Source organism: Collimonas rhizosphaerae (assembly GCF_038896935.1).
GTDB lineage: Bacteria > Pseudomonadota > Gammaproteobacteria > Burkholderiales > Burkholderiaceae_D > Collimonas > Collimonas rhizosphaerae.
In genome coordinates this window covers 1-25,023 of record NZ_JBANDC010000033.1, presented here as the reverse complement: position 1 = coordinate 25,023, position 25,023 = coordinate 1, and the positions used below count along the sequence as shown (strand labels likewise).

The following is a 25,023-nucleotide window of genomic DNA, read 5'->3' as shown; positions in this document are numbered from 1 at the left end:
TTTGCTTTCATGGGTTCCTCTCGAGGACATATTGTCCCCTATTTGAGATGTCCATCAAAGCCGGGCTACCTCAGAGTGAATTTTCTGCGCGCTTTTTGCAGAAACTTCACTCTGACCCCAGATGACTCTCATGTATGATTTCAATACGCCTGACAAACGCAGCTAACTGGGGTCGGAGTGAACTTTCTGCGTGCCTTTGCAGAAAATTCACTCCGCCTCCAGACGACTCCGCCGTGGCGATGTCTTGAATGATGAAACTCTCGAGAGTAAGAGGATAAAAATGCAACTAGCATGGCTGGAGGATTTTGTCGAATTGGCTCGGACACGCAATTTTTCCCGGGCCGCGGAAAATCGTTTTGTCACATCTCCAGCCTTCGGCCGCCGCATCCGCGCACTGGAAGAATGGGTCGGCGCACCGCTGGCGGAACGCAAACAGCCGGTTTCCCTGACGGCGGCCGGTGTGCTGTTTCTGGACGCGGCGGCCCATTCGCTGGATGTCTTGCATGCAGCTCGCGCCCAGCTGCAAAACACCGCGCCGCATTCCGAGGAGACCTTGAGAATTGCGACAGGCCGGACGCTAGCGAAAACCTTTTTCCCCGACTGGTGTGAATCCATCAACCGGCGTTTCGGTCCATTCCTGGTGTCTCTCAGCACCGGCGGAGCACAGGAGGGCATCATGCGCCTGTCGTCCGGCGACGTCGATTTGCTGTTGAGCTACGGCAGCCCGTCTACCCGGCTGCTGATCGATCCCAAGCTTTATGAATCCATCTTGCTGGATCACGAAGTGTTGTTGCCCGTCAGTGCGCCGGATGCAAAAGGACGTCCTCAATTTCGCATTTCTCCCGCCAGCGATACACCGATTCCCTGGCTAGCCTATTCTCCGTCATTGACTCTGCGCAGCGTGCTGTCCCAGCACCTGGCGGGTCTGCCGCACAAATTACCGCTGCACATGGTCTGTCAGGCCGATTCTTACGAAGCGATTCTGGAAATGGCCAAGCGTGGCGCTGGCTTGACCTGGTTGCCGCAGAGGCTGGTGCAGGACGAATTGAAGCAGGGTCACTTGACGGTCGCCGGCGACACCACCATGCGCGTCAGCTTCGATATTTCACTGTACCGCTCGCGCCGCAGCAGCAATGCGCGGGTGGATGCAATCTGGCAGGGTCTGTCATCGGCGGCAAAGGACAATAAATAAATAAATAAATAAATAACATGATTTTCATGGCGCATCGCACCGCTTACGTGCGCCGCGGCACCAAATAAGTCATTTTGCAGCAGTGTGCAGCACCAGTTGCGTGCACCTCAAATTGACTACGCTGAATGAGCAGCGATCGCTGCCGAAATAGCAATGAGCACGAAAAACGTCGCCCTACACTTCTCGCTCATTACAATTCCGGAGATATCTCATGTCAGCACAGTTTCATTCAACCGACATAGGCGCAATGCCGGTCGCAAGGCGTAATCCCTGGAAAGAAATCTGCGCAGCCAGCATCGGCAACGCGCTGGAATTTTACGATTTGCTGATCTACGGATATTTCGCGATTGTGATAGGAAAATTGTTTTTCCCCGCCGCGGACGAGACCACGTCTTTGCTGCTCAGCGTCGGCACATTCGGCATTTCCTTCGTCATGCGCCCGCTCGGCGCCGTTATCCTTGGTTCGTATGCTGACCGGGCCGGGCGCAAGGCATCGCTGACGCTGTCGATTCTTTTCATGATGGCAGGCACGGCGATGATTGCCTTCGCACCGACCTATTCCCAGATCGGCATCCTGTCACCGTTGATCGTCATCGCTGCCCGTATGTTGCAAGGCTTTTCAACCGGAGGAGAATTCGGCGCGGCGACCGCTTTCATGGTTGAGCACGCGGACGCCAAGCGGCGCGGCTTCTTCGCCAGCTGGCAATTATCGACACAAGGTCTGGCCACGGTGCTTGCCGCCGGCGTCAGCGCGCTTCTCAGTTATGCGTTGACGGAGAACCAGTTGGAGGATTGGGGCTGGCGGGTCGCCTTTTGCGTTGGCTTGCTGATAGGACCAGTCGGCCTGTATATCCGCAGCCAGATCGACGAAACGCCGGAGTTCAAGAAACTTGCCGCCGTCAAGCCGGAGAAATCGCCGTTGCGGGTAGTACTGGTTAACGATCGTCTGAATCTGTTGCTGGGTATCGGCGTGGTTGCTGGAGCGACTGCATTCAACTACGTCCACAAAGTATACATGCCGACTTACGCGTTGAAGCAATTGCATATTCCAGCGACCTCTTCATTTCTCGGCGCGATGGTGACAGGTTTCATCCTGATGGTGACGGCGCCGATGTTCGGCACACTGTCAGATCGCTATGGACGATTCCGGGTACTGTCAATTGCGATGATGATGATCGGCGCCACTTCATACCCCTTATTCCTGATGTTGACCACCTGGCCGACGGTGACGACCCTGATCATGGTGCAGGCGGTAGTCGGCCTGCTGCTCGCCGCGTGCCTTGGACCGATACCGGCAATGCTGTCGGACATTTTTCCGACCAGCACCCGCGGCACAGGATTAGCGCTTAGCTACAATTTTTCAGTGACCATATTCGGCGGCTTTTCACCTCTGATCGTTACCTGGATGATCGCTTTCAGCAACAACAAGATGGCGCCCAGTTTTTATGTAATGGCAACCGGATTGATCAGCATTGTCGCGGTGCTTGCACTGGGCCGCCGGATGGCGCGCCGCAAGGCATTTTGACATCCTGATTTCTGTCGTTTCGCCTTCACGTTCATTCACATTATTTCTGCCGGATCGCCATTAGCATCCGGCATTTTTTTTCAAGCAGGAGTGGAATCTATGAATACCTTGGAACAAATTCGCGCCAAATTGCAAGTCTATCCAATGGAGGTGAAGTTTCCCGACATCCGCAGATGGCAGCACGGAAATACCGGCGTGGATTACGTGCATGCATTTGACAGCGGCCTGGCCGGTCCGCACGTGATGATCATGGCGCTAACGCACGGCAACGAAGTCAGCGGTGCGATCGCGGTCGACAAACTGCTGCGCGCCGAATTGCGCCCGCTTAAAGGCCGCATCACACTCGGTTTTGCGAATGTCGAGGCCTATCATCGTTTCGATAGCAAGAATCCGGATGCAACCCGCTTTATCGATGAAGATTTGAATCGCGTCTGGTCGCCATCCCGCTTCGACAGCTGCGACGACACCTTGGAATTACGCCGTGCGCGGGAATTACGTCCAATTATCGACAGTGTCGATTTTTTGCTGGATCTGCATTCGATGCACGAGGAAGCACCGCCATTACTGTTAAGCGGGCCGTTGCAAAAAGGCATTCGCTTCGCTGAGGAAACCGGTATCCCGGAACATGTGATCGTCGATGTCGGCCATCCGAACGGAAAGCGGATGCGTGATTATGGCGGCTTTGGCGACGCGGCCAGCTCCAAGAATGCGTTGCTGATCGAGACCGGACAGCATTTTTCACTCCAGAGCCAGGACGTTGCACTGGATGCCGCGTCGCGCTTCCTGATCAAGACCGGAGTCGTCGCGGCAACCAAGCTGGACAATTTTTTGACGCCTGGCAAAATCTTGAGCCAGCACTTTTTCCAGGTAACCCAGCCGATCGTCGCCGACACGATAGATTTTGAATTTACGCAAGATTTCCGCGGGTTGGAGTTGATCGAGCATGCCGGCACCGTCATCGCGCGTGACGGCGGACGGGAAATTTTCACGCCTTACGACAACTGCGTCATCATCATGCCTTCGCTGCGCCATCTGGCCCCTGGCGTAACGGTGATGCGCCTGGCCAAGGTGCTTGACGATAGATAACCGGCGACGGCGGCCTTGGGCTCACGGGGAAAATTCGGGCAGATCGGCGGCGGGTTGACAAAAATACGAGATTATTTCCATTGTTTTTCACAATTGGAAATCCATCCACCTATTCAATGGTAAGAACTCAAAATGCGACGTAGACAGCTTGTCATCAGATTGGCCGCATTCGCGGCAGCGGCGCATTTATCCTTTTCGGTGCATGCCGCCGAGCCGGCCGATATCGTTCTTGGTCAATCCGCTCCGTTAAGCGGGAGCTTCAGTGAAATGGGGGAAGCCTATCGAGACGGCGCGCAAATCTACTTTGAAAAAATCAACAAGGAAGGCGGCGTAAATGGCCGGCGCATCCGTTTAATCACTTTGGACGACGGCTATGACGCCAAACGCGCCCAAGCCAACACCACAGAATTGATCGAACATCATCAGGCGCTGGCGTTGTTCGGCCACATGTTCACCAATACCGTCTTCGCTTCGCTGCCGATGGCCACTGCTGCCGGCGTACCTTATGTAGCGCCGTATGCCGGCAATGAGTCACTATATGCACGGCCGGCAAATCACATCCTGTTCATGACGCGAGCCAGCTATTCCAATGAACTGGACGCTCTGCTGCGCCATGTACAGGCAATGGGATTATCGCGGGTGGCGCTGGCGCGCTACGATAGCGCCGGCGGTGTCGCTTTGCAAAAAGACCTGGAAGAAAAATTGAAGGAAATCAAGCTGGCGCCGGTCGGCGTCGCGACGATGCGGCTCAATTCACTGCAACCGGCCGACGCGGTGCTCAAGATAGTAAATATGCATCCGCAAGCGATCATACTCGGCGTCTCCGGCGATGACGCCGTAGCCTTTGTGCAGCAATTCAATCAGGCCGCCAATAAGGTGCCGGTCCAATTCCTCGCGCGCAGTCTTATCGGCGGACATCAACTGGCTGTAAAACTGGGCAAAGAAAGCAGAGGTATCGTGATATCACAAGTGGCGCCCTCGCCGTTCAACGGCGAGACCCATATCTCCCGTGAATATCAGGCTGCGTTGAAATCTGCGAACGCAGCGGGACGTAAATTGATAGCGAGCTATATCGGTTTTGACGGCTACATCGCAGCGAAAGTAATAGTCGAAGGGCTAAGGCGCGCCGGTCCGAATCCCGGCAGGCCGGCCCTGACCAAGGCACTGGAAACGATGCATCACTGGGATGCCGGCGATTTCATCGTGAATTACGATGAAAGCGACCATACAGGCTCGAAATTCGTCACGGTTACAGTGATCGGCGCGGGCGGCCATTTCATCGAATGACCTGGAAAGTGCAGAAACGCCGGTCATGTTTCTGCACTTTTCCCCCAGGCCGGGATTCAATTCATGAAGAACGCGATGCCTTGGTTTACCGCACACGCATAGCTGATTTGCTCAGCCTTGCGGGTATATGACGGCAACGAAAACACATCCATCGTAAACGTCACGGCTTGATCCGGCTTGACCTGATAGCGCAGGAACTGCCAGATAGGCTGGCCGCTACGGTCAACCGTGGCATGGCCGTCGGCGAAACTGAGCGTGCCGTCCGCAAGAATCCGGTATGCGTCAATCTTGAGGCCGCCGCGGACCGTGCCGGGGGATGTGGCGCCAGCGCCAGGATTACATTTTGCAAGATCCAGCGCCACCGAGACCGGCGCACCTCGGCCGAGAGCATTTTCCACTTCGGCCAGACTTGATAATTGCACTGTCGGATTGGCATGGACGGAAAGCGCAAACGCCATGCCAGAAATTGCGATAAATAGACTACGAAGCATGCAAGCCCCTCTTCTACAAGTTATAAAAACGGATGAATCCCAGGCAGAATGCATTGGCCTGCCGCTATTGCCCAGCCTTTATGTGCCGCACGCTGCTGATATAGCTTGATGCGGCCAGCGGCACGAATCCGGAAAAGCGTGCGTAACGGTCGCCGTTCTCGAACAGATAACTGGCGAACGCCGTGACTTCAGGTTTGGCTAATGCCGATTGAGCGATGTACACATACAGCAGCCGGGTTAACGGCTCATAGGCTCCCGACAGCACCGAGCTGGCATCCGGTATGACGGCCCCTTTTCCAAAATTGACTGGCACCGGACGGACATTGGCCTTGTGTTCGACCAACGCACCAAAAGAAACGAAGCCGATGGCGTTGATATCTTCCGATACAGCATCGATGATCTTGCCATGGTCGCTGAATATCGTGGAGTCGCCACGCAAGAAACCGCGCATGGCATTCACGCGCTCCGTGAAGAACATGGTCGTCCCTGACTTGGTGTCGGGCGATACGATTTTGAGCGGCGCATCGTTGTAGGCGATTCTCACCTGATTCCAGCGTGTTATCTTGCCGAAAGACTCGGTATGAAAAATCGTTTTCAACTCTGCCATCGTCAAGTCATTGGCCCAATTGTTCGATTTGTTGACGATCACCGCGACGGCGTCGTAGGCGATGGGCAGCTCGATATAGGAAATCTTTTTGTCCGCGCATACTTTGGCTTGATCGGCCTGTATCTTGCTCGATGCCGGCACGATATCAGCCGCGCCTCTGCAAAGGTCCTTGAATCCGATGCTGGTTCCCTTGAATTCGGCCTTGATATCGCTTTTACCGCCGCGCTGATATTGAGCAACGGCAGTGGTGATCAGATTTTCTTCCGTGTCGGAACCCGAAATACGAACCTCGGCATGCGCCAATGTCGACATCAGTCCAAAAACAAAAAACGGCGTAGCGCTAGCCAAGCGGAGATACTTGCTGCAAATTTTCATCTTGCCTGCTTTCGTATTGTTGATATTTTTCACAAACCCATTTTCTTTTGTCGCATACGCCAGCCCCGCACAAGCCTTGCCTCGGGAGGCGAGAAAAACATGGATTCGTGAGCCGCCGGCGCGATGCATGAATAAGCCAGTATGCCGTGGCGGGTGTGGAAAGCTATCGGGAAAGGTAGGTTTTTGGGTAGGGGTTTTCCTACGGTCTGCGCCACCTGTTTACGCCTGCACCAATCACGTTCGTGCGCGGCGATAATTATTCGCTTTCCTGCGTGTCTATGACCGTTCGCGTTGAATAACATGGCTGTTCGAACATTCCACCGTAGCGAAGACCAAGGAGGCGTCAATGGGCGGTTGCATTTCCAGAATTTCAGCAGCGCATCAGGCGGGCGATGACAGAATCTCTTCGCACGAGCAAGTCGAGCGACGGCCGGCGACGACCCGTGGCACGATTCGGCAAGCCAGTGCGCCGAACGGACTTCCCCCGGGCAGGAGCCTCGCTGAGCGGACTAAAGCTGCGGCAACCATCCAGGCGCACTGGCATGGAGGGCAGCAGCGAGACATCAACGCGAGCGAGGCGCAAGGCCACGCGCCTTATCGGAACGAGACGCACTATAAAATGGCCACCAATGGCTATTCCGGCGAGGCGCTGCATGCGGATGGTCCGCATGGCCCGCGCGGCAACAACGGATGGCTGGCCTACGCCTGGGCACATACAGCTCCGCGGAATTCGTTGGCGCTGCTTCACAGCTTCCAGAGAAAGGATAAGCTGGCTGAGGCGAAGCAGGCCCTCTACAACGGTGCGGAACCGGACGGTGTGATCTATGCCCCGAACGGGACTCACGACATGCGCGTCAACTCGGCATGGATGCTGGGGTTGGCCCATAACCAGACGCCTGCCGTGATGACGGCCGAACTGGACGATGTGACCGTCGTGCGCAGCAGCGCCCGCAACCATGCGCCTGTAGAGGAGCAGACGACGGACTCGAATCTTTCGGCTCTGGCTCGGGAGGTCGTCGGAATGACGCAGAGCGGGCATTTCCGCGTCGGCGATCCTCTACACGAAATGCAAGTGCTCGTTCCCAATCCCAGCGCAGCCAAGGCCACGCTGAACGATTTCAAGACACCTTTCGGCATGCCGCAAGACGAATTGAAGAGGAAGCTTGACGATGCGGGCCTAAACACCAGCGGCCTGAGCGGCTGAAGAGACGGCCGTGTGCCGGCCTCTGAACACATCGATGAGATAGTCATACGGATTGATGTCAAGCCGGCATGCTAATAGCGGGGGCCCGATCTCAAGCCTCCGCACCCGGCGCACCCGATGTACTCTTCATCTTGACCAGCATGGACTACGCTGCGGGTCCCCGATTGTCCTCCGGCATGTCGATCACGTGATACTCCGCTCCAGCGGCCATGGGCGGATTGGATTGATGAATCACGTCGCCAACCCTATTCGCTGCCTCACCTGCTCTATCGATTGCGGTATCAGCGAGAACATCGGTCATTGTCCATGCCGCAAATACCGGTGCGCTGGTGATCGTCCCGACGGTTTGCTGGATGGCGGAGATGCTGGCCGGGTCCAGGCCTGCCTTTTTCGCTGCGATTCCGGCCGCGGCCTTTGCTGCTGAGACCCCGGCAAAACCGCCGGCCAATACACCGTTCGTCAAGATACGTTTGGCCGTCAATAGTTCACGCGTCCCGCTGAGCGTGTCCATCGCGATATCCACAGGCAATCTGGCGGCACGCTTCAATCCATTGATGCCGGCGCCGGTCCATGTGGCTTTTTTCAGGCTATCAAAATGCATTTCCCAATCAGGACGGCCGAGCAGATATTCAGGGCCGACACGATGATTCTTCTCATTGAACGCATTCATGGCGACATATGCAGCGGCGCCGGCGACGGGACCTCCAGCAGCAGCTATCCAGGAGTCGACCTCGGTTGCCGCAGCCGCGCCCGCTTTCTTGGCAACCGCTGGAACCACGGCATTTCGCAGGATGTTGCGCCCGGTATAGGTCTGAAACGAAGCCGAAATTTCGAGCGCTTGCTTCATCAGATTGCCTGTCGCTCCTTTTGCTTCAGCCATCACCGGCTCCAGCTGTTCCGCGTCCGCTTTCATCCATTGGGTATTGCCGGTCGATTTCTCCAGAATTTTTGCGCCCACGGTATCTGCGGCGCCAGAAAACACGCCGGCAATTGCGCCACCTTGTGCCGGTGTTTTTGCAGCCGCAGTCAATACCTGCTTGGCGTCCAGCAATCTTGATGCAATCCCAAACGGGACTGATCTCACGTAGCCAACGGCAGCCTGCGCAACGCGATCCATGTTAGTTCCCTTTGACAGGATCTGATGGATAGTTTCAGGTGTTTCGCCTTTTGCATCGAGCCTGTCTGCTCTCTCGTTGATCAATAATTCGAAAGCTTCATGATTGCCTTCGTTAATATGCGGCGCAAATATTTCTCGCAGTTGCGTTGAGATCGCATCCCTGTTCGGAATCTGAATGACTTCCTGTCCCAGCTGAATGTTTTCAGCATCCGATGGTGCAGTTGGTCCAGCCTCGTCTGCACGCATGCCTCCCATTTCAATTGCAATATGGGACGCCCCGGCCATTGCCGAGCTTTCCGCAGTGGAGGAAAGAGGTGCCTTCGCAGTTGAGGACGAACCAAAAAAATGTTTTCCGGAGAAAATGGTGGAGAGCTTTTTGCGGCTGGCGGCAGTTTTCGGAATCAGCGGCTGCGGCGAACCTTCAGCAATTGGAGAGCCCCCGATTCGGGAAAGCGCCAACTGCTCATCGGAAGTTATTTTTTTCCCCTTGGCAGAGAGCAGGTCGAGATTCAACTCCCCGCTGTAATGCCGAGCCGAAGAACCGGCGGTGGCCCGCCCGCTCCCGCTTCTGCTTGACGATGTTGAAATTCGCCTGCCGCTATCTGTGCGTCCTTCAAATCCGATACTGGAAGACACTGATATCCTGGCGCTTTCCACTCTTCCTTCATGGCCTATGCTGGAGGACACTGAATGCCGGTTACTGCCGGCATTCAACTCTGCAAGCCGCGTTAATTCGCCTGAGAGCGCAATCGGGCTGCGCGATCTCGACCTTTGGCTGGAACCGCTTGTACTCGTTTCGACATTCTGGGCAGTCTCTGTGTCCTCGGACGCAATCGTGGACAGGGGTAGGTTTTGTATATGCATTTCTGATGCTCCATAAAAGGCCGTCAAGGGCCTGGTCATAATTTCCTGTCAAATAGTCTCGTTTCTCAATCGATATTTGCCAACCGACATTCAATCGCTCTGTATTTCCTATTGGAAATTTTTATTTCATCCTCATGCTGCGACATCCGACCAGCCAACCTCTCCAGGATGCGAAGCAAAGTAGCCCTGAACGAATAGATGCTTAAGATGCCATCAGTGCGTAACAAAGAATCGGAAGCCGGGCAATTTTGAGCGATTGTCAATAGTTTTCGGAACAGGCGTTTTCATTTCGCGGCAGCAAATTTCGTTGGACACTTGTTCCGGAATAATCCGCCAAAGCGCTGTTCGCGCGAGCCCGCAGGTTTGTCATCGATGATGTCTAGCGCCCGGCCCGCGTTTCCGAAATCCGGAACATGGCTACCCTCGTGCGGGCGTCAGCTATCGATTGACCGGATCTTCGGCGCTGTCGGCCGTGCAGGCTGCCTAGGACTCGTCTCCATAAACACCCAAATACCTTTTCGGGAGAAATGCAATGCCGAGCGGAAGAATCAGTGATCATCACGCCCCCATATCGTCGGAACCGGCTATCGCCGCACGGGAAGAGAGCGGCGCCAATGCCGGTGAGCGCTTAAGCGCACGAGGTCGGGAACGCGCAGGGTCGTCGGCGGCGGCACTGGGAGAGTTGCCACGCCTGTCGGCCCGTCACGCGCAGACCCAGCCGGCCTCCTCCGGACGATCAAGGCGCACTGCGTCGCTTCCGCAGGCCCCGGCGGGTAATGCATTGACCGTCGAGGACCACGAAAAAACGGTGAAGACTGCGCTGAAATATGGCGACCTGTGGCAGACGCTGGTGAATGGATCTAAGACGCATCTGCCGCAGCGATTGAAGCTCGCTGAAGCAGGTATCAAGTCCGCCGGGTCCGGCCTGGAAGGACTAGAGGGACTGAAAGGGAAAATCGCTGATGACCGATACGAAGCAATAAAAGGCGTCTTTCACGTGCGTCGCGCTCAGTCGGCCGAGTACGGCGTCGATACAAGCTCGGATCAGGTTGCTCAGTGGTCTTGGCAAGGAGCGCAACGCGCCCAAGGGTCTTCATCTGATGGTGGAGAGGAACTGATCGAAACGCAGGAAGAGTTGGCCGCCATGGACCGGGCGCTCAACGAGCTGCAGGGCTTTCGCGAGGTGGTTACGAAGCATGGCGGCATCCTGCACGAATTCGTTCGTCGGTGTGAACAGCCCGAGACCCATGAGAATATGCTGGTGCAACTGGCTGTCGTCAGAGCCGGTGCGGCCACGGCCAGGAAAGCGTTGCTGGCAATCGCCGGCAAGGAGGTTACGGTCAACGTCGATCGCCTGGTCATGCTTTGCCTGCGCTCCGGCGGCGCGCAGTATTTCCATCTCATGCAGCGCGTGATGGAACTCCTGGACGCCATATCCAATCGGCGCAGCGATACCGAGCAAGCGATAAAAGCCCTTGAACGAGGTGACGAACTCAATCCAGGGCAGCGGAGCGAGTACCAGGCGCTCGCCGCCGCATATGCCGACCAGCTTAACGCTGTAGGAGAGCTTTTTTGCCTGGATGCCGCCAGCATGCTGGAAATGAGTGACAACTCCGGGATTTGGCAATATTCGCTGGAGATGGCCCATTCCATTTCCGCGTATCAAGCGTGCTTGCGCGAGGTATGCGAGCCGCACCACGGTGACACTCCTTCCACAGCGTTGCCGGAAGCGTCGCCCGAGAGGTCGGCGAGTGTGTCGGCGAATACACCAGCATGGCCGATTTCGGCGGGAGCTCCCGCCCGATCGAACAAGGCGGCATCCGGCAAGGCCAAGAAGTCGCACGGACGCGGCAAGCAACTGCCGAAGCAAGCCGCTGCCCGTCCGTCGCCCGTCGCGGCATCGGCGCCTCATGCCCAAGCCGAGACTGCCGTATCGGCCCAGCGTGTTGAAATTCATGCTGACATTCCCGTTGAAATTCCTGCACAGTCTCCGGCATCGGAGCCGCACGACGGCCTCCAAGGGATGATCGAGCGGACCTTGCGAAGGTGTCCGATCGACCTCGATGTCGCGAAGAGCTTGGGCGGCGATGTCGTCGCCATTGCCCGATCGATAAAGAAAAACACGGGAAGCATTGAGGCGCTGAACGGTCCGAGGGACGATCCAATGGATGTAGCCGACTTCGTCCGTTCGTCGGCGAAAAACTGGTTCGGCGACATCGCCCGTCTGCACGCAACGAGCGACGAGGCACGCAAGTCTCCGGCTGTCGATAAGGCCACCATCGAATTGCTCGGGAGCCGCTTGCAGGCGCTGGAAATAATTCACCAGGGCATGGACATTCGAGAAGGGGATGCGCTCAAGCGCCATAAATTCCCCAAGGGAAAACACGTGAGCCGCTTGCTGCAATTAGGTGAGATTGAAAGCGTACGCCCCCCGGCTCAATTGCCGTCGGATAAAGATACGCTCTACGAAATACGCATCCAGCCCAAACCGTTGTCTAGCGGCGAACGGGCGGCGCCAGTGTTCCTGCACTTGCATAGCGACAAATACGTCAGTGGCAAGGAGGTATTGAAGCTGCCACTCCGTGCATTCACCGCAGCGCATCTGAAGACGGATGAACAAAAAAACCTGGGGCCGAAGTACGACGCAATGTCGCGCGCATTGCGTAAATACGACGAAAATATCCATAAATCCGACGAAAAGATTCACCGCGGTTATGTCACTTCGGCGTTGCTTGACCAGCTGCGGAACTGGGTTCATGGCTAGAAGCCGGCGACGCCCGGTACAGCAGCAAACATGCGCGGAACCAAGACCAGGCAATATCTTCGGTCCGCCCTTCCGAGTTATCCTGCTCTCCCGTCACGGCATCAGCACGACGGCTTTCACCAACGAACGAAGTAAAAGCGCGGCCTGGGTGGGCGTCATCAATAACGCGGGCTCTGCATTCGACCGCTTCGACGATTTTTGAACCGACCTGAGACGTTCACTTCGCCAAACGAAACCTCGGTTCGCATTGCCGTGCGACGCTAGAGGGCGTCGACATAGGCTGTCCTTGCTCCATCAGGAGACGAACCGAGAACCAGGCTTCCCGGTTTCCAGGCGGAACACGATGCGCACCAGGGAGTTCAACCTGACATGTATCCGATATTCCGTGAAAAATGCCTTGGCGCCATGTAACTCCGCAACGTAAGCCGGATGTCCAGCAGCAGGCTGATGATAGCTTTTCTGATCCAATACCAACGAGGAGACAAGAATGCATAAAAAAGTAACAGACTCAGTCCGATCATATTCAATGCCCCACATATCTCAGGAGGAAGCCACCTCCAGTCGAGAACAGACGCCCCAGTCTAGCCGGCAGAAGTCTCGGCAGAGCACCGACTTCCTGCGCAGCAACCTGCCGCCGGCTCCTCGCCTCAAGGAGCGAAGCGATGAAGGCGAAACCAGCCGGCTCTTCGGAGGCAGGTCGTCGGCTCCTGTCTCGGCTCGGTTCGATTCGGCACGCCTTAGTAGCGTGCTAGGCCGCTCGCCCCTCGATCAGCATCAGTCGAGGTCAGAGATCGGCGCCCCAGAATCTTCCCACGCCAGCACCAGCAGCACAACCGACCTGGAGTCTGGCGTCGTCGGACATCCCGCGGTCGAGCATCAGACGGGGACAGCCCCAGCTGCAGCTGCGGCCGCGGACGGCTCTGGTCTTTCCGCCTCCGAAAAACGCAATGCCGGACTCTCGTCGGTCATGCAGCAATTCCTCGTCAGCGGCATGAGTTGGGGTATTTCCCGCAAGCTGTTCGAGGAATTCGTTCCGGCAATCGGACAACTGATCGGCGGCAAGACCAGTGCCACCGCGGGTGCCGCCTACGGGCAGATTGCCGGTGCGGCACTTGGCAACCTGCTTGGTGGCGTCGCACTGGGCACCGCACACTACATGACCGAGCATGGCGTGAAAAAGATCAGGCTCGCCATCGGCAAAGGCAGCGAATATGCACCCAAGGTCTCCGGCGAAGCGATGAAACAAGCCATTTTCATCGCCACGTTCACTACCTTCATGGCCTGCAAAAGCATGGCAAGATCATCCCTTCCCAAGCAAAAAAACGGAGAAGAGGACGCCGCGCTTGCCTATGCATTGGACATCGCATTTTCAGCGTTCGGCGGCGCCGCAGCAGAGGGCATTACGCAGTCGCTAGCCAAGGGCTTCGGCAAGATCTCGGCGAATTGGTCGTGGGACGAGCTCAAATCACGGGTGATCGGAGGAACTGCAGCCGGAGCGGCCAGCGCCATGGGAGACATCAGCACAGACATCACCAAGGCAAGGAGCGATCTTCCCGGCAGTTCGCTCGCCGCAGCCGGCCTGGGCGGCGCGATGAACAGCGTCATGGCGCTGGGATCCTGGTTCCTGGTCCGAAAAGTGATGAACGATTATTACACGGCCCGAACCTCGCACAGCACTGCGGCATCTGGCGCCACCCGGCCGGAGCCGAGTCGGAACGCAGAAGCAGAGGCGGTGCCGATCAATCCACATGCAGTTTCGCCGGAAGAAATAATGCAATTGGAACAATTCGTCAACAGCAGCGCTCCTCTCACGACTGTCAGCGAATCGATGGCGGCCGTCCAGATGGCGGAACAGCTCGCCCGGGAATAATGTAAGCGTCAGCGCAATCTTTCGATTACCCATATCTTTCGGACGCGAGATTGAATCCTGGGGAAACGCTTATATGGACGGTCCTTGGAATGCAATGCATTAACTTGAATGTCGACGAAGGATTGTAGTCTTGCATACGGCTTGTTTGCACAGACGTTTTATCCTGCTTGCCTGAGGGTGTAATACGTTTGTGTAAACGGTCACTCATTAACTGTCCCAAACTCACATGACAACAAGTGACAATATTTGACATTCAAATATTGCAAATAAACAAGGCATGCCGATATCGTCAAAACATGACGGCCGAAAACCAACTCTGGAAATCCAAGCAGATCACGCTTGTGCGTGAACTCTTGCTGCTGGACCAGGCCGGATAAAGATGATCGAGAAGAATCTGCTTTTGACCTCCCCCTGAATGGCATGGAGTTTGCTTGCTCCAGCTCACCAACCACACCCGCCGGAAAAAAATCAACCGAGCGCCAATAAGATGCCATACAGCAACAATGTTTCTTGAGAATGCCAGAACAATCTGAAGTAATAAAGGCACTGCGTTGTTGGCTGAGAGCATTCGTATTTCTGTGCCAAATCTCTCTCCCGATGCTCGGAATTTGCCAGCAACTGCCACTGCACTACTACAGCCAAGAGGATGGACTACGCAATCTCGGGGTAACCACTCTCGTGCGGCAAGCGAACGGCTATATCTGGGTCGGCACGGAAAACGGCTTGTTCCGCTATGACGGTGCGCACTTTCAGCGGTTTGACATAAGCGACGAGACCGGCGCCCTTTATATTGCGGCGCTGCATGTCGATGCAAGCGACCGCTTGTGGGTCGGGACACTGAAAGGCTTGTATCAGTTGCAGGGTCAACGGCTCGCGCCCATGCAATTTAAAAATGCGGAGCTTGCTTTTCATTGGGGCCAGGTTTTTGCCCAGCTTGGCCCGGACCGTCTGCTGGCGTTAAGCAATAACACCATATGGCAGATCACGTCTGCGGACGGCGGAGTGACCTGGCAGGCGCGACAGTTTTTCAGCCCTGAACAGTTGCTGCAGCATCCAGAGATGCAAGCTCTTCACAGTCTCCATGTCGGACCAAAGGGGGACTTGTGGATGGGATGCGACCATTCGCTATGCCATTACGACCAAGGCAAGCTAGTCGTCCTCGGGAAAAATGACGGGCTGCCGGCCAAGCAATGGGGCGCCTTGCTGCACGACCGCCAAGGGACATTGTGGCTACGCGGTGAAAAACAGGTATTTGCATTGCCCGCCGATACCCGACTGTTCCTGAATCGCTCGCCACCGCAGGACGAACAAAAGAAACAGGAACGCGTTCCTCTTCTCGCCGAAGACCACAACGGCATGATGTTGAGCCAGCAAGATAGCGGCCTGATCCGCTGGGATGGCCGGAACTGGCAATCCTTCGCCGAAGCCAATGGATTGACCGTGGGCGACGGCATCAGCGCCATCCTGGAGGGGGGAGACAATGGCCTCTGGCTGGGATCAGCCGGACGTGGCCTGATTCATTGGCTCGGCTACCCCGACTGGGAAAACTGGACTTCGCGGCAAGGATTGCCTCACAACATTGTATGGTCTTTTTTACGCGACCAGGCTGGCCGGCTTCATGTTGGCACTCGCTCCGGATCGGCTGTACTGCAGAAAACAGGCGGCTTCTCCGTTTTGCAAGGCCGTTACGGCGGCAGTTCGCACGAGTGGATCAGCATGGTCGAAGATGGCAAAGGCCGTGCCTGGGCCACGACGCTTTCAGGAACCTTGGTGCGTCGAGAACCTGGCGCTACGCAAGACACGGTGATTGCCAAGCTGCCGGTGAGCAATGGCATATTTTTCGACAGGTCCGGACAGCTCTGGCTGAACACGCAGCGTGGACTCTATGTCATCAGGCATCCTGATGTAAGCAGCTTGCCGTTGCAGGTGACGGAAATATCGTCAGTGACAGGAGCCAAAGACGTCAATGTTTTCCACGGCTGCCAAAGCGCTTCCGGCGTCCTGTGGTTCGTCTCCGACAAAGGCCTGCTGCGGTTCGATGGCAAGCAATGGAGCAATCCCCGCTTTGCCGGAAACCGCTCCCCCCGGGGAGAGCCGAATACCGTTGCCTGTTCGAGCAAGGGCAATTTATGGCTGGCTAGCCTGGACGCAGGACTTTGGCGTGCGACGGAACAGGATGGGACGTTGGAAATCCGTGACATTACTCCGTCGCAGCTGCAAAGGCAAAGCGTTCTGGCGCTGCTTGAAGATAGTCGCGGCTGGCTCTGGGTTTCCAGCGATGCAGGTGTCGCTGTATGGAATCGCAATCAATGGCGGTTTTTTAATCAGCAAAGCGGCATGATCTGGAACGACAGCAATACCGACGCCCTGTATGAAGATCGCGATGGTTCGATATGGGTAGGAACCAGCAACGGCGCATCGCATATTTTGCAGCCGGAATCCCTGTTTTTACCGCTGTCCCTGAAGGTATTGGTGGAAAGCATCACCGGCGACGGCCAGCAGCTCCCGCCGGACAAGCCCATTCGTTTGCCATGGACATCCGGAGCGCTGAACTTCAGGTTCGCAGCGCTTTCGTTTCAGAATCATGAGGCAATCGCATTTCATTATCGAATGAAAGGTCTGGAGCAGAAATGGTCGCAGACCGCCACGCCTGAAGTACGCTACTCCGCTTTGCCGCCCGGTAGTTATCGTCTCCAGGTTACGGCAGAGAACGTCGCCATGCAGGCCTCTTCACCGATAGTCGAAATTGACATCGTGATTCTTGCGCCTTGGTGGCAGACCACGGTTTTCTATTATGTCTGCGGCGTACTTTTGCTGCTGGTGCCATTCTTGTTGCAGCGCAATCGCATCCGCCGATTGCTCGCCAGGCAGCGTTTGAAGGAACGATTGGCGCGCGAGCGCGCTTATGAACTCGAACAGTCGCGAGAAGAGGAGCGCAAGCACCTGACGCGCGAAATTCACGATGAGCTCGGCCAATACCTGTCGGCAATGCGCATGGGGGTTTCGGTGATCGGTATCGAGTTCGGGGAGAAAAATCCGGCATTGCAAGGGAAAGTCCAACGGCAAGTATCGCTGGTCGACAGCACCATCAAGATAGTACGCAACATTGTTTCCGCGTTACGTCCGGCTGCACTGGATATGGGGATGGTGCCTGCGTTGGAATGGCTGGCGAATGAATTTTCGGAAAACACCGGTATTCCATGCACTTTACTCGTCGATGAGAAGACAATCGTCCTGGACGAGAAACGAGCGACAACTTTTTTTCGCATTGTGCAGGAATCCCTGACCAATATCGGCCGTCATGCGCAAGCCAGCCTGGTGGAAATCAGGTTGAACAGAAAAGATACGCAATATTTGCTGGAAGTACGCGACAACGGCAAGGGTTTTGATCCTCTCCAGCGCAAGAAAAATTCATTCGGCCTGACCGGCATCCGGGAGCGGGCTTTTATGCTCGACGGCAGTGTCGACATAGTTAGTGCTCCGGGTGCCGGCACTACTATCCAGGTTCAAATTCCGGTTGAAGACGCCGGGAATGGAAAATGAACCGAGTTCGCCGCCAGAAATGGTTTTTCCAATGGATCACTGGCGTGGAAAATAGACTAATCCTGTTGGGCTTTGCCAAAACGACGGTCTATATATTGCGGAATGTTTACCGGGGTGACCACAACCACGGACGACGAATCGCCAACAGCCGATACGGGCAGCAACTTGTGGAAATGCATGATTTGGTGGCAGGCGTTCCTCAGGTCCTGCCGCAAGTCATGATGCAGTACCGCACTAATCTGCCCGCCTCGCAGCAGGCGAATATTGTCCCTGTCAAGGTCATGCGCGATGAAGCACTTCGGCGCTTTCCCCAAGGCATGCAGGACACGAAGTATCGCGACATTCCCACCCCCCATTGAATACACCGCCGCGATTTCTCTTTTTCTACCGACAGCTCTTCGCACACGTTCTTCAGTCTGAGCATCGAGCCCGTGCCCGCCGCTGGCGTCTACCAGCGTCAATTTCGGATAGCGTTTGCGCAGTTCGTCACGAAAGCTGACTCCGCGCTCTTCTTCGCCCCTGAAGCAGGAATCGCTCATCGTTACGAGGACATTCCCCTGTGGCCGGGCAAGCCACTGGCCGACGAGATAGGCCGCCGTTGCGCCCGCCATCCGGTTGTTGAGACCCGCGTAGGCTATCCGCGCCGACCCGGGTATATCGGTGAAAATGGTCACGACAGGGATGCCTCGTTGCTGCAGTCCTTTGATTGCGTCCGATATCTCGGGGGTATCGCGTGCCTTGAGAAATACGCCATGGCTGCCTCGGCGACCCACCGCCTCGAGTGCGTCCACGACCTGGGTAGTCGTCATGGTGTCCTGCATCGTGAATCGCGGCCGAAACACGGCCGGGCGGAGCATCGGAAGTTCGGATTCCAATGCCTCACGGATCTCTTCGGAAAATCTGCCCGGGGCCTCCACGAGGACGTCGACGACGAGCTTTCGGCCGCTGGTCGCCAGTTGAAATTGCTGTCTTTCAAGCTCCTTGATCGCGTGCTGAATCCGCTGCCGGGTGCGTTCGTGCACGTGCGGCCGGCCATTCAGTACCCGGTCGACCGTGGCTAGACCAACGCCAGCCTGCAGGGCGATTTCCTTCATGAGAAAGCGATGCGTCATGGGGACACTGATCCTGGCTGAGGTGTTTTTGAGGTGTTTATGGTAACGCAAGCCGCTGCAGGAGAGGTATTCTTGACGGATTACGTGAGGAGACGCCATGGATCAAGCCGATTTGCACTCAGACGAAAAGCGAGGCAGACGATATCGAGAGCAGGATTGTTCGCTGCGCGACTTCATCGCAGTCTTGCAGGATCGCCGAGATGAGGTTCAGCTCGAATACGCCCGCGAAATATGCGAACAGCTGCCGATTTACGACGGTGCCGGGTTGAGTCGCCTGCTCGACGACGCGGCGAGTCGCGCCGCCCTGCAAGATGAGTGGGCGGAGGTCCTGAACCACGGTGCGGGTGTGCTGGTGCTGAAGCGCGCCTTTCCCGATCCCGCGCCAATTGACGATGCGACGGCGGTCTTCGAAGCGATCATCCGCAACGAGCGAGCAACTGGCGGAGCTGCCGCCGATCATTTCGCCAAGGCGGGAGCCAACGACAGGATATGGAATGCGCAGCAAAAGCTCTGCCTGCGCGCTCCGTCCGTGTTCGCCCGTTACTACGCCAACCCAATGCTGGCTGCAGCAGCGGAAGCATGGCTAGGGCCCTGCTACCAGATGACGTCGCAGGTGAACGTCGTGCGGCCCGGCGGAGACGCACAACAGGCGCATCGAGACTATCACCTGGGATTCCAGACTATAGCCCAGGCCGAACGCTACCCGGCGCACATCCATACGATGTCGCCTTTCTTGACGCTGCAAGGCGCTGTCGCCCACAGCGATATGCCGGTGGAAAGCGGCCCCACCAAGCTGTTGCCGTTTTCGCAGCGATACGCTGAAGGCTATCTTGCATGGCGGCGCCAGGACTTTCGAGACTACTTCGAAGCCAACCATGTCCAGTTGCCCCTCGAGAAAGGCGACGTGATCTTCTTCAGTCCCGCACTCTTTCATGCAGCAGGAGCAAACCGGACGGCTGGCGTTCAGCGCATGGCCAATCTGCTGCAGATTTCCTCAGCCTACGGTCGCGCGATGGAGTCGTTGAATCGGGCAAGGATGTGCGAGGTCTTGTATCCGGTCATGCTGGATAAGCTAGCGACGTCAAAGATGACTGAAGCTGAAGCCAATGCAGTCATTGCGTCATGCGCGGAAGGATATCCATTTCCCACTAACCTTGACAATGACCCGCCGGTGGGCGGCCTTGCGCCGGAAAGCCAGCAAATGCTGTTCGCCCGGGCGCTCGAAGAGTCATGGACGGCCGACGTTTTCGCCTCGGCGATTCGCCGGCAAGCCGCACAACAGGAAGCCTGATGCGTACTCCGGAATAACTCAGTTCACGATTTTGCAGTCGGCGTCATTATCACCGGTGTACATGAATGTTATATGTTTTCCTGTTTTAGATTTCGTATACACCACGTATTTTCCTTGAGCAATACCAGCACCTGATTGAATAAAAACATACTCGCCTGCTATTTTTTTATCGACGATTTCAACTCTGGAAATTTCGTAATTACCTAAATTAGGAGAGTCCGTCTCGGTACTGACATACTTTGTAAATACGAGAGGAATGATTTCTTTTGAAGCGTGATATTGAACGAAAGCACCAATCTCTTTTTTTAGATCTTTGTCGACATACGTGCGTAATGCAAATTTGATAGGCTTGCTGGAACTATCACGTGGCACATACACATAACAAGCTGTTTCTGATTGAACATCTGCTCTGGCTATGCCACAGCTGAACGTAACAATAGCCAATAAATAAATTCTGATATTCATTTGAATACTCCAGCTGTCGTAACGAACGAAAGTATCCAAGCAATACTTGCCACACCAGGCACGAAACTTAACCACAGCCCAACGACTAGGCATTCTCGACGACGTAGTTCTTTCCAAGCTAGGGTGCAGGAATCCAATGGGGGGAATTAATAGTTAATTTACGTTCAATTTGAACGGATCAATAGGCTTCCACAGGCGATTGACAGGCTCAGTAGGTTCCAAGGCCAAAGCGGGTGTCAAAGGCACGGCTAATGTAGCGAGCAGAATGCCAAGTGCACGGCGACGAGATATTGGCACCATAGTCGTCACCACATTCATGGGAGCGCCACCGCGTCGTTCGGTGCGCCTGGCACGGCGACTCGGAACTTCAAGCCTTCCAGCAGCTTGTCCCACAAGGCTAGCGCTTCGTCATCGTCGACGGAAGCGGCGGATGCGGCTCCAACGCGGTTGGCCTTGACCTTGCTGTACATCGTTACGTCCAGCATGGCAGGCTTGGCCACATTACCTGTTTCGCCGACAAACTTCCATTCAAAGTCATGGGTGCCGTCAGCACGACGCACCAGCGATTCCTCGCCGGCCCAGCCATGCACGTTGCGTTTGCCTTCGCGCAAAGTGACGATTTTGGGGTAGTTATCACCCAACTCCTTGCGTCTATCATTGATTTGTTTGAGCAGGCTGTGGCCATTACTGCCCTGAGTGCTGGCATTTTGGTTGCTCTCGACACTGAAGGTGATGTCGGGTAATTCTGGAAGGTAGAGTCCAACTTGAGATAGTACTTGGCCCTTGTCACTCGCTAAGCGAGTGAAGCCGAATTCATGACACAAGCCAGGTTCCGTGGGAACTTCGTCGGGGGCACGAGGACGAAGGTTTTGAGCAATCTCAATGGTTTTCGCCGTGATGGACTCGGCAGTTGAATTCTGGCTCTTAGCAGTAGCCCCGCCTCCGACAAATATATGCGGACCAACTATATAGTAGGTGTCAAAACTCTCTAAACCATACTTTGGAGAAAACTCGTCCTCGTAATACCGAATCCACATCACATTGGATGCCGGGCCTGGGCCAAAGTAGTTAATCTTTGCGGTCTTGTCCTTCGCTAATATCTCTGCCCGCCTAGATTCCATAATCTGCTTGATATCCTTGGCCCTGTTCGGCAGCGTCGGGAAATCCGAGCCAAATATCAGCTTGGCGTCTTGAGGCGCCAGCAATACATATCGCCCAAAGCACAATAGTTTAGATTTGGAAAACAATTTTTCGATTCGTTGATTCATCATCGATTCCTTGATCAGTTCTTCTTTTCCCACCACGCCGCATTGTAGGCATAGGCAATCTTGACCACGCCGTACAGCGTGGCAGCTTGCGCAGCCGGATTACCATAGCTACCTTGATGATCGTAACCGGTTTGAGTAAATTTGTATTTGGCCTGCACCTTGTCAGCGCTACGTACCATTGGTACCGTTCCGTCGCCAGGCGCTGCCGCAGCTTGAAGTTCCAGAGTTAAATTCGTCGCGTTGGCTCCCAATACACGGATTGTGCCTTTTCCATTGTCGCCGTGTTCGCCTTCCAGCAAGGTCCAAGCCATCGGATCACCGGCAGCTTGAGCATTACCCTCAGTGACTCTCCAGGCAATATCGTTCCACGCCCTTTGTTCATGATCTGCACCGAAATGTGCGTAAGTCTCCTCGTGAAAAGTATCTTGGATGGCATGAGAGAACTTCATGGCATTGTCGATACGTTTCATCGTGGCTTCTGGGCCAATTTTGTCTTCCTTCTTGCCGCCATTTTCTGGGGGCATCTTACCCAATCCCGCTGGATCAATCCATTCTGGATTGATCAGCCGCCACCACTGTGGTTGTGCTTGCGTATAAATCTCTGCAGCAGGGTCTTCTTTGGGTAGAGCAGGCATTAAATCTTTGCCTTGTCTGTCTTGTACTATGAGCCAGCCGCTGCCATACACCTTATTAGGTAGTAGTTCTAATCCACCCGGTGCATTGGCCAATACTGCAGTTACCTCCTGACCGTTATCGCCCAATACACCTTTGACGATGCCGCCCTGGATTCCATCGAGGAAGTGCCACCATGTTTTGTTGCTGCCCTCAAAGCCCGCGCGCAAGCGCTTGTAGGCTGCGGCGGCACCCGTTGTCGGCATAACCCCGTGAACCACGCCCAACACCTTGTCTTTCAGATTGCCATAATCGGGGTGTATCAAAGCTCGGGCCAATAACCCACCCATGCTGTGGGTGACGAGGATGACGCCGGGACAATCGAAACCATTCTGGTTGTAAGTGTCAATAAGCTTTTGAATGCGCGGGGCGATATCTTTGGCTTCATCACCATTGCTCTTGAGCCAGTTGTATCCAAAGGCGTGCACCGGATACCAGCAGTTGCCAATTTTTTTAATATCGGTCTCAGCAAGTGCTGGAGCGTCTGAATTACCAAAACTCTCGGGTGCGCGTCCAACTAAAGCTTGGGCGTTACTTTTGTTCGCCCAGGAAGCCGACACTTCCACTTTAGCGCCATCAGCCTTAAGCATGTCGTTGAGCTGCTTTTCCATCAGCATAAGGATTTCGCCGTAAGAGCCAAACATGACTTCGCTCCACCCGCGAGCGCGCGCCTTTTGTGCAGCGCTAAAATGTTGCTCATGTCCTGTGGTAAGTGGGTGGTGATCATTTTCAAGCTTGGGATCGCTCATCAACAACTTACTCACATCCGCGAGATTGTCCGGCACATTGTCATGGCGGCTATCTGAAGTTTGTGTTGCATTGCCAGTGGACTCGAAACGATCTTTGTCTTGATCGTAGGAGATTTCATAGTGATCTACTTCGACTTCGTCGGGGTCCAGACGCATTTGACGCTCCGCTGCTGATGCATTACGTCGCTTCAAAGCATCGCCCTTGTCATCGGGGCGCCAGGAGCGATTATCCTGACGCTGTATCTCTGCTTGGCGCTTTTTGGACAGCCGCAAATTGCTGCCCATGATGCCAGGAAAAAATACGACCGGAATCAGTTTGCCCGGAGGCACGCGTACTCTAATCCTACGTTTGTCGTTAGTCGGGGTGGTTTGAACACCAACCTCGGCAGATTGGTTTACCCCTAGGGTGAAATCGAGCCAGATGTCTTGGTCATCACCTTGAACCGTCATTATTTGGCCCTCCCAAGCCAGCGGACTTTGTAAAATTCGGGGCCATCGGAGCGTTGCATTTGAGTACTGCCGTCCGATCCCGTGACAGGCCCAGCTGCGCTAGCGCCATCCCGATCGAGCTTGAACATTTGTTTGGCGGCGGCGCTGTTCTGATCGTCTACATGATGGAAAACCACTTCCCTGTCGAATGGAGTTGGGGCCTCAGAATTTTGCAGATCGACTGAACGATTCTTTGGCCCGGGAAGGCTATGCGTGGCGGCGTGGGCAACATAAATGCCATTTGTGCCGTGTTCGATTCCGCCCGCATTGTATTTGACATAGCTGCCGCCACCATTGATCACGACTTCTTCCTTGGCAGTGATCATGACCCGGTCCGCTGTGTGCGTGATATTGAGTTTGGCCAGCAGGTTGATACTGTCTTTCAAGGTCGTTACATCGATGTCACCAGCTGCTGCGACCATCTTCATACCCGCTTTTTGTACAAACAGGCGAAAAGTTTTCGTGATACTGGCGTACAGACTGTCGCCGCTGGCGATCGACAAACTCTTACCGGTAGTGACTGCAGTGTGTTCACCGCTAGCGATATGAGTCGATTGGGCGGTACTGGTCTCGATGCCGGCCGGGCTGGCCAACACCAGGTGCGGTTCCGCCAGTTCGGGGAAACTGCCATCGCTGCTGGCGCCGCTGCCTTTGATGGCATCATTTTGCGCCTTGAGGATCTTGGCAATATCGGCTTGCTGCCCTTGCTTGTCCTGTGCCCCCGCCTGCTGTGCCATATCGGCCAGTGTTTCATGCTGGTCACGCGCCGAGGTGAGGCGTTGCACAGTCTCGCTCATGTCTTTCATGTGCGACGCTGCATTGCCACGGCCTTCGGTGGTAATCAGCATACCCTTGGCCGAACGCGCCACGCCGTGGCCGTCGGTGCGCAACTCCCAGCCCTCGCCCCGCGCATCCTTGCGGCCGGCGTTGTCCTCAATGCGAGTGATATGTCCCAGGCTCAGCTGACTGTGCTGGTGGTCGCTCTTGAGCTGCGCCTGGATCTTGGCGTTGGTGTCGTCCAGGATCAAGTGATTGCTGCGGCCGCCGGCAGC

The 25,023-nt window shown here is 55.5% G+C and carries 17 protein-coding genes; 9 read left to right on the top strand and 8 right to left on the bottom strand.

What is annotated here, in order from left to right; all coding sequences use genetic code 11:
• Positions 1-280 precede the first annotated feature (280 nt).
• The 4 genes from V8G57_RS25585 (at position 281) to V8G57_RS25570 (ending at position 5,090) form a co-directional block, all read left to right on the top strand.
• Entirely contained in the window at positions 281-1,192 is a 912-nt protein-coding gene (locus V8G57_RS25585) for a LysR family transcriptional regulator (protein ID WP_342831822.1), read from the top strand.
• A 211-nt stretch (positions 1,193-1,403) separates the two neighbouring features.
• Positions 1,404-2,717, top strand: a complete 1,314-nt coding sequence (locus V8G57_RS25580; protein ID WP_342831820.1) for an MFS transporter — start codon at positions 1,404-1,406, stop codon at positions 2,715-2,717.
• Between the two features lie 99 nt (positions 2,718-2,816).
• Positions 2,817-3,803 carry a M14 family metallopeptidase gene (locus V8G57_RS25575; RefSeq protein ID WP_342831819.1) on the top strand — a complete coding sequence of 329 codons (987 nt, stop codon included), beginning with the start codon at positions 2,817-2,819 and terminating at the stop codon, positions 3,801-3,803.
• 132 nt (positions 3,804-3,935) lie between these two features.
• Positions 3,936-5,090 carry an ABC transporter substrate-binding protein gene (locus tag V8G57_RS25570; RefSeq protein ID WP_092398340.1) on the top strand — a complete coding sequence of 385 codons (1,155 nt, stop codon included), beginning with the start codon at positions 3,936-3,938 and terminating at the stop codon, positions 5,088-5,090.
• A gap of 56 nt (positions 5,091-5,146) precedes the next feature.
• On the opposite strand, the gene V8G57_RS25565 is transcribed toward V8G57_RS25570, so the two are convergent.
• Positions 5,147-5,548, bottom strand: a complete 402-nt coding sequence (locus tag V8G57_RS25565; protein ID WP_342831816.1) for a VirK family protein — start codon at positions 5,546-5,548, stop codon at positions 5,147-5,149.
• A gap of 97 nt (positions 5,549-5,645) precedes the next feature.
• Entirely contained in the window at positions 5,646-6,692 is a 1,047-nt protein-coding gene (locus tag V8G57_RS25560) for a substrate-binding domain-containing protein (RefSeq protein ID WP_342831814.1), read from the bottom strand.
• Between the two features lie 217 nt (positions 6,693-6,909).
• On the opposite strand from V8G57_RS25560, the gene V8G57_RS25555 reads away from it, so the two are divergent.
• Entirely contained in the window at positions 6,910-7,767 is an 858-nt protein-coding gene (locus V8G57_RS25555) for a hypothetical protein (protein WP_342831812.1), read from the top strand.
• Positions 7,768-7,912: 145 nt separating this feature from the next.
• Here V8G57_RS25555 and V8G57_RS25550 read toward each other — a convergent pair whose 3' ends face one another.
• Entirely contained in the window at positions 7,913-9,397 is a 1,485-nt protein-coding gene (locus tag V8G57_RS25550; RefSeq protein ID WP_342831810.1) for a hypothetical protein, read from the bottom strand.
• 883 nt (positions 9,398-10,280) lie between these two features.
• Here V8G57_RS25550 and V8G57_RS25545 point away from each other — a divergent pair.
• The 3 genes from V8G57_RS25545 (at position 10,281) to V8G57_RS25535 (ending at position 17,925) form a co-directional block, all read left to right on the top strand.
• Positions 10,281-12,512 (top strand): hypothetical protein, encoded by a 2,232-nt coding sequence (locus V8G57_RS25545; protein ID WP_342831808.1) that lies wholly within the window; start codon positions 10,281-10,283, stop codon positions 12,510-12,512.
• A gap of 967 nt (positions 12,513-13,479) precedes the next feature.
• On the top strand, positions 13,480-14,382 hold the full coding sequence (locus V8G57_RS25540) for a type III effector (protein ID WP_342831807.1): 903 nt from the start codon (positions 13,480-13,482) through the stop codon (positions 14,380-14,382).
• A gap of 516 nt (positions 14,383-14,898) precedes the next feature.
• Complete coding sequence (locus V8G57_RS25535) at positions 14,899-17,925, top strand: sensor histidine kinase (RefSeq protein ID WP_342831821.1); 3,027 nt, start codon at positions 14,899-14,901, stop codon at positions 17,923-17,925.
• A 56-nt stretch (positions 17,926-17,981) separates the two neighbouring features.
• Here the strand turns inward: V8G57_RS25535 and V8G57_RS25530 are convergent, their stop codons facing one another.
• A complete protein-coding gene (locus V8G57_RS25530; protein ID WP_342831806.1) occupies positions 17,982-19,037 on the bottom strand; it encodes a LacI family DNA-binding transcriptional regulator in 1,056 nt (351 codons plus the stop codon).
• 97 nt (positions 19,038-19,134) lie between these two features.
• Here V8G57_RS25530 and V8G57_RS25525 point away from each other — a divergent pair, with 97 nt between their 5' ends.
• Complete coding sequence (locus tag V8G57_RS25525) at positions 19,135-20,328, top strand: phytanoyl-CoA dioxygenase family protein (RefSeq protein WP_342831805.1); 1,194 nt, start codon at positions 19,135-19,137, stop codon at positions 20,326-20,328.
• An 18-nt stretch (positions 20,329-20,346) separates the two neighbouring features.
• Here V8G57_RS25525 and V8G57_RS25520 read toward each other — a convergent pair whose 3' ends face one another.
• The 4 genes from V8G57_RS25520 to V8G57_RS25505 all read right to left on the bottom strand — a co-directional run.
• Complete coding sequence (locus tag V8G57_RS25520; protein WP_342831804.1) at positions 20,347-20,793, bottom strand: hypothetical protein; 447 nt, start codon at positions 20,791-20,793, stop codon at positions 20,347-20,349.
• Positions 20,794-21,107: 314 nt separating this feature from the next.
• Complete coding sequence (locus V8G57_RS25515) at positions 21,108-22,094, bottom strand: T6SS immunity protein Tli4 family protein (RefSeq protein ID WP_254785093.1); 987 nt, start codon at positions 22,092-22,094, stop codon at positions 21,108-21,110.
• Positions 22,076-23,932: an esterase/lipase family protein gene (locus V8G57_RS25510; RefSeq protein ID WP_342831803.1), complete on the bottom strand. Its 1,857-nt coding sequence runs from the start codon at positions 23,930-23,932 to the stop codon at positions 22,076-22,078. Before V8G57_RS25510 ends, V8G57_RS25515 begins: the two co-directional genes overlap by 19 nt.
• Positions 23,932-25,023: DUF2345 domain-containing protein (locus V8G57_RS25505; protein WP_342831802.1), on the bottom strand; the 1,092-nt coding region annotated here is incomplete at its 5' end. The genes V8G57_RS25510 and V8G57_RS25505, both read right to left, overlap by 1 nt.

Bases quoted from the DNA above. Each gene is read 5' to 3' on its own strand.
- V8G57_RS25585 (WP_342831822.1), top strand. From the start codon at position 281: ATGCAACTAGCATGGCTGGAGGATTTTGTCGAATTGGCTCGGACACGC.
- V8G57_RS25540 (WP_342831807.1), top strand. From the start codon at position 13,480: ATGCAGCAATTCCTCGTCAGCGGCATGAGTTGGGGTATTTCCCGCAAG.
- V8G57_RS25575 (WP_342831819.1), top strand. From the start codon at position 2,817: ATGAATACCTTGGAACAAATTCGCGCCAAATTGCAAGTCTATCCAATG.
- V8G57_RS25530 (WP_342831806.1), bottom strand. From the start codon at position 19,037: ATGACGCATCGCTTTCTCATGAAGGAAATCGCCCTGCAGGCTGGCGTT.
- V8G57_RS25545 (WP_342831808.1), top strand. From the start codon at position 10,281: ATGCCGAGCGGAAGAATCAGTGATCATCACGCCCCCATATCGTCGGAA.
- V8G57_RS25560 (WP_342831814.1), bottom strand. From the start codon at position 6,692: ATGCATCGCGCCGGCGGCTCACGAATCCATGTTTTTCTCGCCTCCCGA.
- V8G57_RS25565 (WP_342831816.1), bottom strand. From the start codon at position 5,548: ATGGCGTTTGCGCTTTCCGTCCATGCCAATCCGACAGTGCAATTATCA.
- V8G57_RS25570 (WP_092398340.1), top strand. From the start codon at position 3,936: ATGCGACGTAGACAGCTTGTCATCAGATTGGCCGCATTCGCGGCAGCG.
- V8G57_RS25520 (WP_342831804.1), bottom strand. From the start codon at position 20,793: ATGAATATCAGAATTTATTTATTGGCTATTGTTACGTTCAGCTGTGGC.
- V8G57_RS25555 (WP_342831812.1), top strand. From the start codon at position 6,910: ATGGGCGGTTGCATTTCCAGAATTTCAGCAGCGCATCAGGCGGGCGAT.
- V8G57_RS25510 (WP_342831803.1), bottom strand. From the start codon at position 23,932: ATGACGGTTCAAGGTGATGACCAAGACATCTGGCTCGATTTCACCCTA.
- V8G57_RS25525 (WP_342831805.1), top strand. From the start codon at position 19,135: ATGGATCAAGCCGATTTGCACTCAGACGAAAAGCGAGGCAGACGATAT.
- V8G57_RS25535 (WP_342831821.1), top strand. From the start codon at position 14,899: ATGCCAGAACAATCTGAAGTAATAAAGGCACTGCGTTGTTGGCTGAGA.
- V8G57_RS25580 (WP_342831820.1), top strand. From the start codon at position 1,404: ATGTCAGCACAGTTTCATTCAACCGACATAGGCGCAATGCCGGTCGCA.